The sequence below is a fragment of the Streptomyces sp. CLCI03 genome, assembly GCF_053615355.1.
In genome coordinates, this window is record NZ_CM132132.1 from 5,209,485 (window position 1) to 5,226,786 (window position 17,302).

The window sequence follows — 17,302 nt, forward strand, 5'->3', positions numbered from 1 at the left end:
CCACCCGGTAGCTTCGGGTCATGGCAGCAGCAGAGGGGGCGCCGCGGGCGGTGCAACTGGCAGTGGTCGACGGCGTGCTCGAACGCATCACCTACGCCAACGAGGAGAGCGGGTACACGGTCGCCCGCGTGGACACCGGTCGCGGCGGCGGCGACCTGCTCACGGTGGTCGGGGCGCTGCTGGGCGCGCAGCCCGGCGAGTCCCTGCGCATGGAGGGCCGCTGGGGCTCCCACCCGCAGTACGGCAAGCAGTTCACCGTGGAGAACTACCGGACGGTGCTCCCGGCGACCATCCAGGGCATCCGTCGCTACCTCGGCTCCGGCCTGATCAAGGGCATCGGCCCGAAGATCGCCGAGCGGATCGTGGAGCACTTCGGCACCGACACCCTCGACGTCATCGAGGGGGAGCCGAAGCGGCTGATCGAGGTACCCGGGCTCGGCCCCAAGCGCACCGAGCTGATCGGCGCCGCCTGGGAGGAGCAGAAGGCCATCAAGGAGGTCATGGTCTTCCTCCAGGGCGTCGGCGTCTCCACCTCCATCGCCGTGCGCATCTACAAGAAGTACGCCGACGCCTCCATCTCCGTGGTGAAGAACCAGCCGTACCGGCTCGCCGCCGACGTGTGGGGCATCGGCTTCCTCACCGCCGACCGCATCGCCCAGGCCGTCGGCATTCCGCACGACAGCCCCGAGCGGGTCAAGGCCGGCCTCCAGTACGCCCTGTCCCAATCCACCGACCAGGGGCACTGCTTCCTCCCCGAGGACCGCCTGATCGCCGACGGGGTCAAGCTGCTCCAGGTGGACACCGGGCTGGTGATCGACTGTCTGGCCGAGCTCGCCGCCGATCCGGAAGGGGTCGTACGGGAGTCCGTACCGGATCCGCAGGGCGGGCCGGACCCGCTGACGGCCGTGTACCTGGTGCCCTTCCACCGGGCCGAGCTGTCCCTGGTGGGGCAGGTGCGCCGGCTGCTGCACGCCGAGGACGACCGGATGTCGGGCTTCCAGGACGTGGACTGGGAGAAGGCCCTGGGCTGGCTCGCCGGGCGGACGGGGGCCACACTCGCCCCCGAGCAGCGGGACGCGGTCAAGCTGGCGCTGACCCGCCGGGTCGCCGTCCTCACGGGCGGGCCGGGCTGCGGCAAGTCCTTCACCGTGCGCTCCATCGTCGAGCTGGCCCGGGCGAAGAAGGCCAAGGTGGTGCTGGCCGCGCCCACCGGCCGGGCGGCGAAGCGGCTGGCCGAGCTCACCGGGGCCGAGGCCTCCACCGTGCACCGGCTGCTGGAGCTCAAACCGGGCGGGGACGCGGCGTACGACCGGGACCGGCCGCTGGACGCGGACCTGGTCGTGGTGGACGAGGCCTCGATGCTGGACCTGCTCCTGGCCAACAAGCTGGTCAAGGCGGTCGCGCCGGGGGCGCACCTGCTGCTGGTCGGCGATGTGGACCAGCTGCCCTCGGTCGGCGCCGGGGAGGTGCTGCGGGACCTGCTGGCCGAGGACGGCCCGGTGCCCGCGGTGCGGCTGACCCGGATCTTCCGGCAGGCCCAGCAGTCCGGCGTGGTCACCAACGCCCACCGGATCAACACCGGCCTGCCGCCGATCACCGACGGGCTGCCGGACTTCTTCCTCTTCCCGGAGGAGGACACGGAGGCGGCCGGGGTGTTGGCCGTTGACGTGGCGGCCCGAAGGATTCCGGCCAGATTCGGGCTCGACCCGCGGCGGGACGTCCAGGTGCTCGCCCCCATGCACCGCGGCCCGGCCGGCGCCGGGAACCTCAACGGACTGCTCCAGCAGGCGATGACCCCGGCCCGGCCCGACCTGCCGGAGAAGAGGTTCGGCGGCAGGGTCTTCCGGGTGGGCGACAAGGTGACCCAGATCCGGAACAACTACGAGAAGGGCGCCAACGGGGTCTTCAACGGCACGGTCGGCGTGGTCACCGGCCTGGACGTGGACGAACAGCGCCTGACGGTACGGACGGAGGAGGATGAGGAGATCGTGTACGAATTCGGTGAGCTCGACGAGCTGGCCCACGCGTACGCCGTCACCATTCACCGTTCACAGGGGAGTGAATATCCGGCGGTGGTGATCCCCGTCACCACCGGGGCCTGGATGATGCTCCAGCGCAACTTGCTCTACACGGCGGTGACCAGGGCGAAGAAACTGGTCGTCCTCGTCGGGTCCCGCAAGGCCCTCGGGCAGGCGGTGCGTACCGTTTCCGCAGGCAGGAGGTACACGGCGGTCGCTGCCAGGCTGTCCGGCCGGATACCGGTGGGAAACATCACCTAGATGATCGATCATTTGGGGTTCCGGCACCGGTGCGGAGGGGGCAGGATGAGGAGGTTGGCGGCACTCAGTGCCGTCAGAAGCGCCAAAGGCCGACCCCGAGTGCACTCTCCTGCGCCAAATGGGGGAAGGTAGAGGAAGTCAGGGCACCTCGAAGAAGAGGCACTACGTCGGTGAGGGATGACGTGAGCGACAACTCTGTAGTACTCCGGTACGCGGACGGTGAATACACCTACCCGGTGGTCGAAAGCACCGTCGGTGACCAGGGCTTCGACATCTCGAAGCTGCGGGCCCAGACCGGGCTCGTCACCTTGGACAGTGGGTACGGCAACACCGCGGCCTACAAGTCCGCGATCACCTACCTCGACGGTGAGCAGGGCATCCTGCGCTACCGCGGCTACCCGATCGAGCAGCTCGCCGAGCGCTCGACCTTCATCGAGGTCGCGTACCTGCTGATCAACGGCGAGCTGCCGACCGTCGACCAGCTCGCGTCGTTCCGCAACGACATCACCCAGCACACGCTGCTGCACGAGGACGTGAAGCGCTTCTACGACGGCTTCCCGCGTGACGCGCACCCGATGGCGATGCTGTCCTCCGTGGTCAGCGCGCTGTCGACGTTCTACCAGGACAGCCACAACCCGTTCGACGAGACGCAGCGCAACCTCTCGACGATCCGACTGCTGGCCAAGCTCCCGACGATCGCGGCCTACGCGTACAAGAAGTCGGTCGGCCACCCGGTGGTCTACCCGCGCAACGACCTCGGCTACGTCGAGAACTTCCTGCGCATGACCTTCTCCGTGCCGGCCCAGGAGTACGACCTGGACCCGGTCGTGGTCTCCGCGCTCGACAAGCTGCTGATCCTGCACGCGGACCACGAGCAGAACTGCTCCACGTCCACCGTGCGTCTGGTCGGCTCCTCGCAGGCGAACATGTTCGCCTCGATCTCCGCCGGCATCTCGGCCCTGTGGGGTCCGCTGCACGGTGGCGCCAACCAGTCCGTCCTCGAGATGCTGGAAGGCATCAAGAACGACGGCGGCGACGTCGACGCCTTCATCCGCAAGGTGAAGAACAAGGAGGACGGCGTCCGCCTCATGGGCTTCGGACACCGTGTCTACAAGAGCTTCGACCCCCGCGCGAAGATCATCAAGGCGGCGGCCCACGACGTCCTCTCGGCGCTCGGCAAGAGCGACGAGCTGCTCGACATCGCGCTCAAGCTGGAAGAGCACGCGCTGGCCGACGACTACTTCGTCGAGCGCAACCTCTACCCGAACGTGGACTTCTACACCGGTCTGATCTACCGGGCGATGGGCTTCCCCACCGAGATGTTCACCGTGCTCTTCGCGCTCGGCCGCCTTCCCGGCTGGATCGCCCAGTGGCACGAGATGATCAAGGAACCGGGTTCCCGCATCGGTCGCCCGCGCCAGATCTACACGGGCGAGGTCCTGCGCGACTTCGTTCCCGTGGAAGCCCGCTGACCCGAGGCTTTCCTCCGCGCGGCGTGCGGCCGCGCGGAGCGCACCACCGATCACCCTGAGCATGCGAGAAGCGCCCCGCCGTCGATCCCCCCACGGGTCGACGGTCGGGGCGCTTCCCTTTTCCCCGAAACGGATTCCCCCCACGGGACCCGAGCCGGGGCGTCGGTGTGCCGGGACCCGTTCGTCCGGGAGGGCCGCTCAAAGCCTCCCGCGGGTACGTGTCCCGGCCGGCTGATACCCACGGAAACCCCCCAGGCTTCCGTGAAACGTCCCCCAAGACGTTCTTGGTATCGCCCCATTAGACCCGCGACGACCCCGGATGGTTACGTTGCGGTCACTGTGATCTGCGTCTCCTGTGAAGGAAGTGTGCGGACCGTGGGGAGGGGGCCACTAACGGAAGGACCGCAACCGGAGGCTGTTGGTCACCACGAAGACCGAGGAGAAGGCCATCGCGGCCCCCGCGATCATCGGGTTGAGCAGACCGGCGGCCGCCAGCGGCAGGGCCGCCACGTTGTAGCCGAAGGCCCAGAACAGGTTGCCCTTGATCGTGGCCAGGGTCCGGCGCGAGAGCCGGATCGCGTCGGCCGCGACCCGCAGGTCGCCCCGTACCAGGGTCAGGTCGCCCGCCTCGATGGCCGCGTCCGTGCCGGTGCCCATGGCCAGCCCGAGGTCCGCCTGGGCCAGCGCGGCCGCGTCGTTGACCCCGTCGCCGACCATCGCGACCGTACGGCCCTCGGCCTGCAGGCGGCGTACGACGTCCACCTTGTCCTGCGGGAGGACCTCGGCGATCACCTCGTCGATGCCCACCTCGCGGGCCACCGTCGCGGCGACGGCCTTGTTGTCACCCGTCAGCAGGACCGGGGTGAGGCCGAGCGCCCGTAGCCGGGAGACCGCCTCGGCACTGGTCTCCTTGATCGCGTCGGCCACGGTCAGGACCCCGCGCGCCGCGCCGTCCCAGGCGACCAGGACGGCGGTGCTGCCCGCGGCCTCGGCGGCCGTCTTGGCCTCGGCGAGGGCGGCCGGCAGCTCGATCGACCAGTCGGCCAGCAGGCGTTCGCGGCCCACCAGGACGGCGTGTCCGTCGACCACGCCCTGGACGCCGAGCCCGGCGACGTTCTCGAACGACTCCGGAACCGGCAGGGAGCCGGCCCGTTCCGCCGCCCCGGTGGCGACGGCCCGGGCGATCGGGTGCTCCGAGGCGTGCTCCAGGGATCCGGCCAGGCGCAGGAGTTCGCGCTCGTCGACGCCCTCGGCGGTGAAGACGCCGGCGAGGGTCATCCGGCCGGTGGTGACGGTGCCGGTCTTGTCCAGGACGACGGTGTCCACACGGCGGGTGGATTCCAGGACCTCGGGGCCCTTGATCAGGATGCCGAGCTGGGCGCCCCGCCCGGTGCCGACCATCAGCGCGGTCGGGGTGGCCAGGCCCAGGGCGCACGGGCAGGCGATGATCAGGACGGCCACGGCCGCGGTGAAGGCGGCGGTGGGGTCGTCGGTGATCAGCAGCCAGGTGATCCAGGTGCCGAGGGCGAGCACCAGGACGACGGGTACGAAGATCCCGGAGATCTGGTCGGCGAGGCGCTGCACCTCGGCCTTGCCGTTCTGCGCGTCCTCCACCATCTTCGCCATCCGGGCGAGCTGGGTGTCGGCTCCGATCCGGGTGGCCTCGACGACCAGACGTCCGGAGGTGTTGACGGTCGCTCCGGTGACGGAGTCGCCCACGACGACGTCGACCGGGACGGATTCGCCGGTCAGCATGGAGGCGTCCACGGCGGAGCCGCCCTCGACGACGGTGCCGTCGGTGGCGATCTTCTCGCCGGGGCGGACGACGAACCGGTCGCCGACCGCGAGCGCGCTCACCGGGATCCGTACCTCCTGGCCGGCGCGCAGGACCATGACGTCCTTGGCGCCCAGCTCCAGCAGGGCCTTGAGGGCGGCGCCCGCCTTCCGCTTGGAGCGGGCCTCCAGGTAGCGGCCGAGCAGGATGAAGGAGACGACGCCGGCCGCGACCTCCAGGTAGATGGCGGAGGAGCCGTCGGTGCGGGAGATGGTGAGGTCGAAGCCGTGGCGCATGCCGGGCATGCCCGCGTGGCCGAAGAACAGGGCCCACAGCGACCAGGTGAAGGCGGCCAGCGTGCCGACCGAGACCAGGGTGTCCATGGTGGCGGCGCCGTGCCGGGCGTTGGTCCAGGCGGCCTTGTGGAAGGGGTGTCCGCCCCAGACGACGACGGGGGCCGCGAGGGTCAGCGAGAGCCACTGCCAGTTGTCGAACTGGAGGGCAGGGACCATCGCGAGCAGGATCACGGGCAGGGCGAGCGCGACGGAGACCAGCAGGCGCTGCCGCAGGGCGGCGAGCACCGGGTCGGGGGTTTCGGCCCCGGCTTCGCCGCGTACCTCTTCGGCGGCTTCCGGCGTGGGCGGCGGCGGAGGCTCCTCGGCGGTGTAGCCGGTCTTGACGACGGTCGCGATCAGGTCGGCGACCCGCACGTCACCGGTGTAGGAGACGTGGGCCTTCTCGGTGGCGTAGTTGACCGAGGCCTCGACGCCGTCCATCCGGTTGAGCTTCTTCTCGATGCGGGCGGCGCAGGAGGCGCAGGTCATCCCGCCGATCGAGAGTTCGACCGCCGTTATCGGTCCGTCGTGCACTGTGCTGCTGCTCATGTTCCGGCTCCAGGGGGATGGCCGGGCCGTACGGGACCAGTATGAGCTGGCCGGCACGGCCCGGCGGGGTCCCGCGGGGCTGCCGCGGGTGTCGTGCGGGTGGGGCGGGCCGCTCAGACCTGTCCGGCGAACTCGTAGCCGGCCTCGTCCACCGCGGCGCGGACGTCCTCGTCCGCGAGCGGGGCGGCGGAGACCACGGTGACCTCGCCTGTCGCGGCGACGGCCTTGACGGTGCTGACGCCCGGCAGGGCGGAGATCTCGGTGGTCACCGCGCCCTCGCAGTGTCCGCAGGTCATGCCGGTCACCCGGTAGACGGTGGTGGTCTGGGTGTCCGTCTCGGCGGTCATGTCGTTCTCCTCTTCAGGGGCGTGTGCCGGTCACCGGGAGGGGCGGCCGATGGCTCCACCGTCCTCCCGACACGTCGAGACTATACCCCTGGGGGGTATAAAGCGAGCACCGGCTCCCGGTCTTTCGATCCTCGTGGGAAAACTGGCCGGTATGGCCGGACTGTACGTAAATGGCTGATATGGATCACTCGGGAAGCCTCGTCGACGTACTGAGTCAGCTGGGGCTGGCCATGCTGATCTTCCTCGCGGGGTACGAGATCCGGTTCGACCGCGTGAAGGGGGACACCCTCAAGCGCTCGGTGTGGGCCTGGCTGATCGCGCTCGCCCTGGGGCTGGTCGTCGGGACCCTGCTCGCCCGGGGCGGTGGTTTCGGCCAGGGGGTGTACGTGGGCACCGCGCTCACCAGTACGGCGCTGGGTGCCGTCCTACCCATCCTCAGGGACACCGGGGACCTCCAGGGCCGCTTCGGGTCCGTGATGATGGCGATGGGCGCGGTGGGCGAGTTCGGGCCGATCATCGCCATGTCGCTGCTGCTGAGCGGGCGTGCGCCGGCCGGCTCGGCGGCGCTTCTGGTGGTCTTCGCCCTGCTGACGGCCGCGGCGCTGTTCTGGGCGCTGCGGCCCAAGCCGCCGTGGCTGTCCCGGGTCATCGCCAAGACCCTGCACAGCAGTGCGCAGTTCGCCGTGCGGCTGGTCCTCCTGTTGCTGGTGGCGATGCTGGCGTTGTCCGAGGCGCTCGGCCTCGACATGCTGCTGGGCGTCTTCGCGGCCGGGCTGATCACCCGGCTGGTGCTGCACGGGGCCGCGCCGGAGAGCAGCGAGACCGTGCTGTCGAAGGTGGAGGCCATGGGGTTCGGCTTCCTGGTGCCACTGTTCTTCGTGGTCACGGGGATCGAGTTCGACCTGGACGCGCTGCTGTCGGGCGGGCGGGAGCTGCTTCTGCTGCCGGTGTTCCTGGCGCTCTTCCTCGTGGTGCGCGGTCTGCCGATCCGCCTGCTGGCGCCGCGCGACCTGGGGCGGTACGAGCGCTCTGCCCTGGTGCTGTTCGGGTCCACCGCGCTGCCGCTGGTGGTGGCCATCACGACGCTGGGCGTGGAGGACGGGATGATGACGCCGGGCGTGGCGGCGGCGCTGGTGGGGGCCGGGATGCTGTCCGTCCTGGTGTTCCCGCTGGTGGGGCTGTGGCTGCTGGCCCGCGCGCGGGGCCCGGAGGGCGCCGAGATGGTGCGGGCCGGCCGGGCCGGGCGGGTCAGCGAGGGGGAGTCGTGGTGATCATCGGCTCCAGGTAGCGCAGCAGGACGGTCTTGAGCTCGGCGGTGTAGGCGGCGCGCTCCTCGCCCTCGTGGGCCAGGATCAGGTCGAGGGACGACTTGAAGATGCCCAGGATCATGTTCGAGATGTGGGTGAGCTCCTGGGTCGAGGCTTCGGGGCAGAAGTCGCGCAGCACGGCCTCGATCCGGGCGAGCAGACCGACGTGCAGTTCCTCGTGCTCCTGGGCGATGCCGGGGACGCCGGTGCCGTGCATGAGTGCCCAGAAGGCCGGGTTCTCGCAGTTGAAGGCGATGACCGGGTCGAGGACGGCGTCGAGCAGCTCGGGCAGCGGACGCCGGAGGTTCTCGGGGCGGAAGGCCTGCCCGTGCGTCTCGTGCGCGCGCTGGAGCAGCTGGCCTCCGAGCTCGACCGCGATGGCCTCCTTGTTGGGGAAGTACTGGTACAGGGTGCCCGGCGACACGCCCGCCTCGCGGGCGATGGCGTTGGTGCTGGCCGAGGCGTAGCCGGTACGGCAGAACACTCCGGCGGCGGCGGCCAGCAGCTGGGAGATCCGACGTTCGCCGCGGGCCTGACGGCGGCGCGGGGTGGCCGTGGTGCCGGTGTCGGCAGTCACCTTCTCGGAGCCCTCGGTCCCCTTTCCGGGGCCTTCGGTCCCCTTTTCGGTGTTTTTGCCCATGCGTGTCCCTGGCATGTCCAATCCCCTGCTTCCCGTGGGCGATTGACAAACGCGAGTGATCGCTCGCATTCTTGAGAAACGCGAGCGACTGCTCGTGTTTGCCAGTCTAAGTGGCCTGGCAATCACGGTGAAGGGGACACCGAGTCATGTCCGAAGTCAAGAAACCGCCGTCCTCCGGGGCGGACGCGGGGTGGACCCGGTTCGTCACGGCCCGGCCGCGGCTCACGCTGCTGCTCGCCCTGCTGGTCACGGCCATGGCCGTGGTCGCCGGCGGCGGCGTCGCCGACCGGCTGGGAAGCGGCGGCTGGGAGGACCCGGGCGCCCAGTCCACCTACGCCACACGGGCCCTGGAGCGGGAGTTCCCGGACTCCGAGCCCAACCTGCTCCTGCTCGTCGACTCCGCCGCGGGCACCGGCGGGGTCGACGACCCCGCCGTCGCCGCCGAAGCCGAACGGCTCACCACCGCACTCGCCGCCGAACGGGGGGTCGTCGGCGTCGGCTCGTACTGGCGCGCCCAGCTGCCCACGCTGCGCTCGGAGGACGGCCGGCAGGCGCTCGTCGTCGCCCGCGTCCAGGGCGACGAGAAGACGGCCACCGCCACCCTGGAACGCCTGGCCCCGCGCTTCGAGGGCGAACACGGCCCGGTGCGGGTGTCCCTCGGTGGTCCCGCCGCGGTCCAGCGCGAGGTCACCCGGACCATCCAGGAAGACCTGCTGCGCGCCGAACTGATCGCCCTGCCGATCACCCTCGTCCTGCTCGTCCTCGTCTTCGGCAGCGCGGTCGCCGCCCTGCTGCCCCTCGGCGTGGGCATCGTGGCCATCCTCGGCACCAATGCCGTCCTGCGCGGACTCACCGAGGTCACCGACGTCTCCGTCTTCGCCCAGAACCTGACCACAGCCCTCGGTCTCGGACTCGCCGTCGACTACGCCCTGTTCATCGTCCGCAGGTTCCGCGAGGAACTCGCCGCCGGGCACGATCCGGTCGCCGCGGTCGGGGTCACCCTGCGCACCGCCGGGCGCACCGTGCTCTTCTCGGCACTCACCGTCGCCGTCTCGCTCTCGGCGATGCTCTTCTTCCCCATGTACTTCCTGCGCTCCTTCGCCTACGCCGGAGTCGCGGTGGTCCTGCTCGCGGCCGCGGCCGCACTGATCCTGCTGCCGGCCGCCCTGGTCCTCCTCGGCAACCGGGTCAATGCCCTCGACCTGCGCAGACTGTGGCGGCGGGGCCGGCCCGAGGCAGCCGCGACGGAACCCGCGGAGACGGGCAAGGGCTGGCGCTGGACGGCCGCTCTCGTGATGCGGCGCGCCCCGGTGTTCGCCGTGGCCACGACCGTGGGCCTGCTGCTCCTCGGACTGCCTTTCCTGGGCGTCAAGTTCGGCACGGTCGATGACCGGCAGCTCCCGAAGGACGCCTCCTCGCACATGGTGCAGGAGCAGATCCGCGACGGCTTCCCGAACAGCCCCGGCGGCGGTCTCACCGTGCTCGCCGAGGGAGCCCCCGGCCCCGAGAGCCTGATGGCCTACCGGGACCGACTGGCCGCCCTGCCCGGCGTGATCCGGGTCGACGGGCCGATCGCCTCCAGGACGGAAGGCCGCTACAGCTCCTTCTCGCTGTCCGTCGAGGGTGAGGCCGTGGGAGAGACGGCCCGGGACCTGGTCGACGACGTCCGCGCCGTGGACGCCGACTTCAAGACCTCGGTGACCGGACAGGCCGCCGTCCTCGTCGACGCGCAGCAGGCCATCGCCGGCGCCCTGCCCGCGGCGGCGGCCCTGGTGGTCCTTGCCACGCTGCTGCTGGTGTTCCTGCTCACCGGGAGCCTGCTGATACCGCTGCAGGCGGTGCTGCTCAACGCGCTCAGCCTGACCGCGATGTTCGGGGCGGTGGTGTGGGTGTTCCAGGAGGGCAACCTCTCCGGACTCCTCTCCTTCACCGTCACCGGCGACATAGAGACCACCCTGCCGGTGCTGATGTTCTGCATCGCCTTCGGACTCTCCATGGACTACGGGGTGTTCCTCATCTCCCGCATCAAGGAGGAGTACGACCGGACCGGGGACCACGAGAGCGCCGTCCGGACGGGGCTGGCCCGCACCGGTGGGCTGATCACCGCGGCGGCCGTGATCCTGGCGGTGGTGATGGTGGCCATCGGCACCTCCCGGGTGACCAACACCAAGATGCTGGGGCTCGGGATCGCGCTGGCGGTCCTGATGGACGCCATGGTCGTCCGCAGCCTCCTCGTCCCGGCGGTGATGAAGCTGACCGGCCGGGCCACCTGGTGGGCCCCGGCCCCGCTGCGCCGCCTGCACGAGAGGTTCGGCCTGAGCGAGGGCGAGTCCGCGCCCCGGACGTCGGAGCCGGACCGGATACCCGTAGGAGCCGGCACCTAGGGCCTGTCAACGGGGGCGCGGGCGGGTGAGGGGATCCGGGGGTCCCCTCACCCGGCGCCGAGCAGGTCAGTCCTCGCGGCGGCCCCGGTTCCCGGGCCGGCGGGCCACCCAGGCACGCACGGTATCGGCGTACCAGTAGGGCTTGCCCCCCTCCACGTGATCGGGCGTGGGCAGCAGTCCGTGCTTGCGGTAGGAGCGCACGGTGTCCGGCTGGACCCGGATGTGGGCAGCGATCTCCTTGTACGACCACAGTTGTCGGTCGCTCATGCTGGACACCTCCTTGTCCACGCCGCGGGGCCGGCCGGGAGGCCGTCGGGGGAGCCGGCGCGTGGACACTGACGATCACTCGGGTTGTGCCCGGGGAACGACGCGGAGTGACGACAGGGGAGGGGCTGTCGACCTCCTGTGACGGAAGACCCGCGTAATACGGACATGCGTGACAGAAGAGGGATCCCTGTGACAGGAGCGCCACAGGGGTCGGGTGTGATGAGTGGGCGGGGCGTCAGAGGTACAGGGCCGGGCGTTCCGTCAGCTCCACCACGGAGCGGGCGCCGCTGCGTGCCGCCGCGAGACCCGCCTCGGAGACGGCCGCCGCCGCGTAGCCGTCCCACGCGTCGGGCCCCGCCACCCGGCCGCGTCCGGCCGCGGCCACCCAGCTCCGTAGCTGGCGGTCGTAGGCGTCGGCGAAGCGCACCGTGAAGTCCTGGTCGATCGCGCCGCCCCACCGGCCCGCCGCCTGCACCACCATCGCGTGACCGTCGCCGATCCGGGCACTGCCCGCCTCGCCGACCGCCTCGCACTGCACCTGGTAGCCGAAACCGCAGTTGACGAAGATCTCCACGTCGACGACGGCCCCGCCGGAGGTCTCCAGCAGCACCAGCCGGGGATCGCTCAGCCCCTCGGGAGCGGCCGCCGTGGGCCGGGGCGAGAGCACGGTGACGGCGGTGATCTCCTGCCCCAGCAGCCAGCGGGCCGCGTCCACCTCGTGCACCACCGAGTCGCTGATCAGCATGTCGCTGGTGAAGAACGACGGCGACGAGGCATTGCGGTGCCGGCAGTGCAGGAAGAGCGGGCGCCCGATCCCGCCCGCGTCCAAGAGCTCCTTCAGCCTCGTGTACTCGGCGTCGTAGCGCCGCATGAATCCCACCTGCACCAGGCGCCGCCCCAGCCGCTGTTCGGCCTCCATGACCCGCAGCGCCCCCGCCGGGTCCGGGGTCAGCGGCTTCTCGCACAGCACCGGCAACTCCCGCTCCAGCGCCTGCAGGATCGCCTCCTCGTGGGCGGGCCCGGGAGAGGCGATCAGCACCGCCTGGACACCGGGTGCGGCTATCGCCGCCGCCGGGTCGGTGTGCGCCGTCGCCCCGTCCAAGGTGCCCGCGACCTCCTTGACCCGGTCCCCGTCCGGGTCGGCCACGGCCACCACACGGGCCCCGCCCACGGTCCGCCCGATCCGGCGGACGTGATCGGCGCCCATCTTCCCGGTGCCGATGACGGCGATGCCGAGCGTGCTCATCTCGTACTCCTCTTCCTTCCGAAGGGTCAGCGGGCGCCGCAGGAGCGGAGGTAGGCGCGGGTGCGGCGGGCGATGGGCAGCGGCCGGTCCGGCGCGCACGGGTACATGTCCTGCTCCACGATCGCGAAGAGGTCCACGCCCAGACGCTGGGCCGCCGCGAGCACCGGCTCCAGCGCGGGCACCCCCGAGGGCGGTTCGCACATCACCCCACGGCCCACGGCCGGCCCGAAGGGCAGCTCCTCGGCGACGACTTCGGCGAGGATCCGCGGATCCACCTGCTTGAGGTGGAGGTAGCCGATCCGCTCACCGAAGGTCTCCACGGCCCGCACGCTGTCCCCGCCGCAGTACGCGTAGTGCCCCGTGTCCAGGCAGAGGGAGACGAGCGCGGGGTCGGTGGCGTCCAGGAAGCGGGCCACGTTCTCCGGGGTGTCGATGTGGGTGTCGGCGTGCGGATGGACCACGATCCGCAGTCCGTACCGGTCCTGGACCTCACGGCCGAGGCGCTCGGTCTGCGAGGCCAGTTCACGCCACTGAGCGGGGGTGAGGGCGCGGTCCTCCAGCACCTTCCCGGTCTTGTCGTCCCGCCAGAAGGAGGGGATGACGACGAGATGGGCCGCGCCCATGGCCTGGGTGAGCGCCGCGATCCGCGACACGTGCTCCCAGGTGTCCTCCCACACGGCGGGCCCGTGATGGAGTCCGGTGAAGACGGTTCCGGCCGAGACGCGCAGTCCGCGCCGGGCCGTCTCCTCGGCGAGGCGGACGGGATCGGTGGGCAGGTAGCCGTAGGGGCCGAGCTCGATCCACTCGTACCCGGCGTCGGCGACCTCGTCGAGGAAGCGTTCCCACGGGGTCTGCCGGGGGTCGTCGGGAAACCAGACACCCCAGGAGTCCGGAGCCGAACCGATGCGGATACGCGTCAACGCGGGCGGGGAGGACGTCATGACGGCCACCTTAGGGTGGAGGACCAATGGGAGGACTGACTGTGACCGGCACCGGCGATCCGTTCTCGTTCGATCTGATCACGATGGGCCGGATCGGGGTGGATCTCTACCCGTTGACGACGGGCGTACCACTGGCCGAGGCGGAGACCTTCGGCAAGTTCCTGGGCGGCTCCCCGACCAACGTGGCCGTCGCGGCCGCCCGGCTGGGCCGCCGGGTCGCGGTCATCACCCGTACCGGCGCGGACCCCTTCGGCGGGTACCTGCGCTCCGAACTGCGGGGGTTCGGGGTGGACGACCGCTGGGTCGCCGAGGTCGCCGGGCTGCCCACCCCCATCACCTTCTGCGAGATCTTCCCGCCGGACCACTTCCCGCTGTACTTCTACCGGTTGCCGAAGGCGCCGGACCTGGAGATCACGGTGGACGAGGTGGACCTCGCGGCGGTACGGGCGGCCCGCGTGTTCTGGATGACGGGTACGGGCCTGAGCGAGGAGCCCTCGCGGGCGGCGACCCTGGCGGCCCTGGAAGCCCGCGCGCGCACCGGGACGACGGTCTTCGACCTGGACTGGCGGCCGATGCTGTGGCGGGAGAAGCCCGGACCGTACTACGAGCGGGCGCTGCGGTCGGCGACGGTGGCCGTGGGCAACACGGAGGAGTGCGAGATCGCCACCGGCACGTCGGATCCGCACGCGGCGGCACGGGAACTGCTCGCGGCGGGCGTGGAACTGGCGGTCGTCAAACGCGGACCGGAGGGCGTGCTGGCGGTCCACCGCGACGGCACGGTCGCGGAGGTCGCGCCGGTGCCGGTGGAGGTGGTCAACGGGCTGGGCGCGGGGGACGCGTTCGGCGGGGCGCTGTGCCATGGACTGCTGGCGGGGTGGGAACCGGGGAAGGTGATGAGGTACGCGAACGCGGCCGGGGCGATCGTCGCCTCACGACTGGCGTGCGCGGCGGCGATGCCGTTCTCTCACGAGGTGGAGGAGGTGCTGGGACGTGCCGGTGGTGTCTGAGTGGGGGATGGAGTGGACGAGGCTGATGGTCCTCGACCTGGCCCCGGGGGAGGTGTACGCGCACACGTCCGGCGAGTGCGAGTGGATCGTGCTCCCGTTGTCGGGCGGATGCCAGGTCCGTTGCCGGGCGCTGCCGAAGCCGGCCTCGCCGGCGTGTGAGGCGCGGGGTCCGGGGCAGAGCCCCGGGAACGGACCGGAGGTTTTCCAATTGCACGGGCGGACAGGGGTGTTCAGCGGAACCACCGACTTCGTCTACCTGCCGCGGGACGCGGACGCGGAGATCCTGTCGGCCGCCGGCGGCCGGTTCGCCCTCGCCGGGGCACGGTGCGAGACGCGGCTCCCCGCCCGGTACGGCCCCGCCGCCGACGTCCCCGTCGAGCTCCGCGGCGCGGGCCACTGCTCCCGCCAGGTCAACAACTTCGCCGCCGCCGGCCCGGACGGCTTCGACTGCGACCGACTCATCGCCGTCGAGGTGCTCACCCCGGGCGGGAACTGGTCCTCCTACCCGCCCCACAAACACGACGAGCACCACCCCGGCGAGGAGTCCCGGCTGGAGGAGATCTACTACTTCGAGATCGCCCCGCACGGGGACACCCCCGGGCTCGGCTACCAGCGCGTCACCCCCTCCCCGGCCGGGGAGACCGACATCCTCACCGAGGTGCGGACCGGGGACGCGGTGCTGATCCCCGACGGCTGGCACGGGCCGTCCATGGCCGCCCCCGGGCACGACATGTACTACCTGAACGTGATGGCCGGGCCGGGCGCGACCCGGGAGTGGCTGATCCGGGACCACCCCGACCACGGCTGGATCCGCAGCAGCTGGGACGGCCAGGACGTCGACCCCCGGCTGCCCTTCTCCCGAACGGAGGACCACCGATGAGGCTCACCGTCGCGCAGGCGCTGGTCCGCTTCCTGTCCCGCCAGTACACCGAGCGCGACGGGCACCGGCACCGGCTGATCGCCGCCACCTGGGGGATCTTCGGGCACGGCAACGTGGCCGGCATCGGCCAGGCCCTCCTGGAGACCGGGCCCGAGGTCATGCCCTTCCTCCAGGGCCGCAACGAGCAGGCCATGGTGCACGCCGCCGTCGGGTACGCCCGCCAGAGCGGCCGGCTCTCCGCGCACGCCGTCACCACCTCCATCGGCCCCGGCGCCACCAATCTCGTCACCGGGGCCGCCCTCGCCACGATCAACCGGATCCCGGTCCTGCTGCTGCCCGGGGACACCTTCGCCACCCGGCCCGCCGACCCCGTGCTCCAGCAGTTGGAGGTCCCCCACGCCGGGGACGTCTCCGTCAACGACACCCTGCGCCCCGTCTCCCGCCACTTCGACCGGATCAGCCGCCCCGAGGCCCTGATCCCGGCCGCGCTGCAGGCCGTACGGGTGCTCACCGACCCCGTGCAGACCGGCGCCGTCACCCTCGCGCTGCCGCAGGACGTACAGGCGCAGGCCCACGACTGGCCCGAGGAGTTCTTCGCCGAGCGCGTGTGGGGCGTGCGCCGGCCCCGGCCCGACCGGCACGAGCTGGCCCGCGCCGCCGAGGCCGTACGGGGCTCCGCGCGCCCGCTGATCGTCGCGGGCGGCGGGGTCCGGCACAGCGAGGCCGGTGCGGCCCTGGCCGCCTTCGCCGAGGCCACGGGGATCCCGGTGGCCGTCACCCAGGCGGGCAAGGGCGTCCTGCCGTACGGGCACCCCGCCGACGTGGGCGGGATCGGCCACACCGGCACCTCCGCCGCCGCCGCGCTCGCCCGGGAGGCCGACCTCGTCATCGCCGTCGGAACCCGGCTGACCGACTTCACCACCGCCTCCGCGACCCTCTTCCAGAACCCGGCCGTCCGGTTCGTCGGCCTCAACCTGGACCCGTACGACGCCCACAAACTCGCCGCCCTGCCCCTGGTCGCCGACGCCCGCGAGGGGCTCGACGAGCTCCGGGTCTCGGTCGGCGGCCACCGGGCGGACCCGGCGTACGGAGCGGGGTACGCGGCGGAGCGGGCCCGCTGGGAGAGCCGCGTGGACCTGGCCTACGCCGTCCCGGAGACGGCGGAGGACACCCCGCCCACCCAGGCCCAGGTGCTCGGCCTGCTCGACGCCCTGGTCGACGACACCGACATCCTGATCAACGCGGCCGGTTCCCTCCCCGGCGACCTGCACAAGCTGTGGCGGGCCCGGTCGCAGGACCAGTACCACGTGGAGTACGGGTACTCCTGCATGGGCTACGAGATCCCAGCGGCCATCGGGGTGGCGTTGGCCGCGCCCGGCCGCCCGGTGTGGGCGCTGGTCGGCGACGGCACGTACCTGATGAACCCGACCGAGATCGTCACGGCCGTCCAGGAGGGGATCCCGATCAAGGTGGTGATCCTCGACAACCACGGCTACGCCTCCATCGGCGGCCTGTCCGGGGCGGTCGGCGGTGAGGGATTCGGCACCGCCTACCGCTTCCGGGCCCCCGACTCCGGGTATACGGGGGACGTCCTTCCGGTGGACCTCGCGGCCAACGCGGGTTCCCTCGGGATGGCCGTGCTTCGCGCCCGCACCACGCGTGACCTGCGCGAAGCCCTCGCCGAGGCCCGCTCGGCGACCCGCCCCACATGTGTCTACGTACAGACCCGAACGCCCGACACTGTGTCGGGCCCACCCCCGGCACAGGCGTGGTGGGATGTTCCTGTGGCCGAGACCGCGACCCGCAAGGCCGCTGCCACGGCCCGTGAAGAGTACGACCGGCAAGCCGCGCAGCGACGTCGCCATCTGTGAAGG

Annotated in this window: 13 protein-coding genes; 7 read left to right on the forward strand and 6 right to left on the reverse strand. The window is 71.5% G+C overall.

Annotated elements, in window-relative coordinates; genetic code table 11:
* Positions 1–20 precede the first annotated feature (20 nt).
* Complete coding sequence (recD2, locus tag ACWG52_RS24045; RefSeq protein WP_389811507.1) at positions 21–2,279, forward strand: SF1B family DNA helicase RecD2; 2,259 nt, start codon at positions 21–23, stop codon at positions 2,277–2,279.
* 182 nt (positions 2,280–2,461) lie between these two features.
* Complete coding sequence (locus ACWG52_RS24050; protein WP_030716028.1) at positions 2,462–3,751, forward strand: citrate synthase; 1,290 nt, start codon at positions 2,462–2,464, stop codon at positions 3,749–3,751.
* Positions 3,752–4,141: 390 nt separating this feature from the next.
* Here ACWG52_RS24050 and ACWG52_RS24055 read toward each other — a convergent pair whose 3' ends face one another.
* Both ACWG52_RS24055 and ACWG52_RS24060 read right to left on the reverse strand, forming a co-directional pair.
* Positions 4,142–6,409 carry a heavy metal translocating P-type ATPase gene (locus tag ACWG52_RS24055; protein ID WP_390169403.1) on the reverse strand — a complete coding sequence of 756 codons (2,268 nt, stop codon included), beginning with the start codon at positions 6,407–6,409 and terminating at the stop codon, positions 4,142–4,144.
* Between the two features lie 113 nt (positions 6,410–6,522).
* Positions 6,523–6,756, reverse strand: coding sequence for a heavy-metal-associated domain-containing protein (locus ACWG52_RS24060; protein ID WP_030384770.1), 234 nt, complete (start codon positions 6,754–6,756; stop codon positions 6,523–6,525).
* Between the two features lie 170 nt (positions 6,757–6,926).
* Here ACWG52_RS24060 and ACWG52_RS24065 point away from each other — a divergent pair, with 170 nt between their 5' ends.
* Positions 6,927–8,027, forward strand: a complete 1,101-nt coding sequence (locus ACWG52_RS24065; RefSeq protein WP_389811514.1) for a cation:proton antiporter — start codon at positions 6,927–6,929, stop codon at positions 8,025–8,027.
* Here the strand turns inward: ACWG52_RS24065 and ACWG52_RS24070 are convergent.
* Positions 8,005–8,718: a TetR/AcrR family transcriptional regulator gene (locus tag ACWG52_RS24070; RefSeq protein WP_389811517.1), complete on the reverse strand. Its 714-nt coding sequence runs from the start codon at positions 8,716–8,718 to the stop codon at positions 8,005–8,007. The two genes, ACWG52_RS24065 and ACWG52_RS24070, sit on opposite strands and share 23 nt — an antisense overlap.
* 131 nt (positions 8,719–8,849) lie before the next feature.
* Between ACWG52_RS24070 and ACWG52_RS24075 the strand changes: the two genes are divergently transcribed.
* Positions 8,850–11,087: an MMPL family transporter gene (locus ACWG52_RS24075; protein WP_453125867.1), complete on the forward strand. Its 2,238-nt coding sequence runs from the start codon at positions 8,850–8,852 to the stop codon at positions 11,085–11,087.
* Between the two features lie 66 nt (positions 11,088–11,153).
* Here ACWG52_RS24075 and ACWG52_RS24080 read toward each other — a convergent pair whose 3' ends face one another.
* The 3 genes from ACWG52_RS24080 to ACWG52_RS24090 form a co-directional block, all read right to left on the reverse strand.
* Positions 11,154–11,354, reverse strand: a complete 201-nt coding sequence (locus tag ACWG52_RS24080) for a helix-turn-helix transcriptional regulator (protein ID WP_030716013.1) — start codon at positions 11,352–11,354, stop codon at positions 11,154–11,156.
* 235 nt (positions 11,355–11,589) lie between these two features.
* Positions 11,590–12,600 carry a Gfo/Idh/MocA family protein gene (locus ACWG52_RS24085; protein ID WP_389811524.1) on the reverse strand — a complete coding sequence of 337 codons (1,011 nt, stop codon included), beginning with the start codon at positions 12,598–12,600 and terminating at the stop codon, positions 11,590–11,592.
* Positions 12,601–12,626: 26 nt separating this feature from the next.
* Positions 12,627–13,541: a sugar phosphate isomerase/epimerase family protein gene (locus ACWG52_RS24090; protein WP_389811526.1), complete on the reverse strand. Its 915-nt coding sequence runs from the start codon at positions 13,539–13,541 to the stop codon at positions 12,627–12,629.
* A 26-nt stretch (positions 13,542–13,567) separates the two neighbouring features.
* Between ACWG52_RS24090 and iolC the strand changes: the two genes are divergently transcribed.
* The 3 genes from iolC to iolD are packed head-to-tail and all read left to right on the forward strand — an operon-like array spanning position 13,568 to position 17,299.
* On the forward strand, positions 13,568–14,548 hold the full coding sequence (gene iolC / locus ACWG52_RS24095) for a 5-dehydro-2-deoxygluconokinase (protein ID WP_389811529.1): 981 nt from the start codon (positions 13,568–13,570) through the stop codon (positions 14,546–14,548).
* Positions 14,549–14,555: 7 nt separating this feature from the next.
* Entirely contained in the window at positions 14,556–15,428 is an 873-nt protein-coding gene (iolB, locus tag ACWG52_RS24100) for a 5-deoxy-glucuronate isomerase (protein WP_389811982.1), read from the forward strand.
* On the forward strand, positions 15,425–17,299 hold the full coding sequence (iolD, locus tag ACWG52_RS24105) for a 3D-(3,5/4)-trihydroxycyclohexane-1,2-dione acylhydrolase (decyclizing) (RefSeq protein WP_453125870.1): 1,875 nt from the start codon (positions 15,425–15,427) through the stop codon (positions 17,297–17,299). Before iolB ends, iolD begins: the two co-directional genes overlap by 4 nt.
* Positions 17,300–17,302 lie beyond the last annotated feature (3 nt).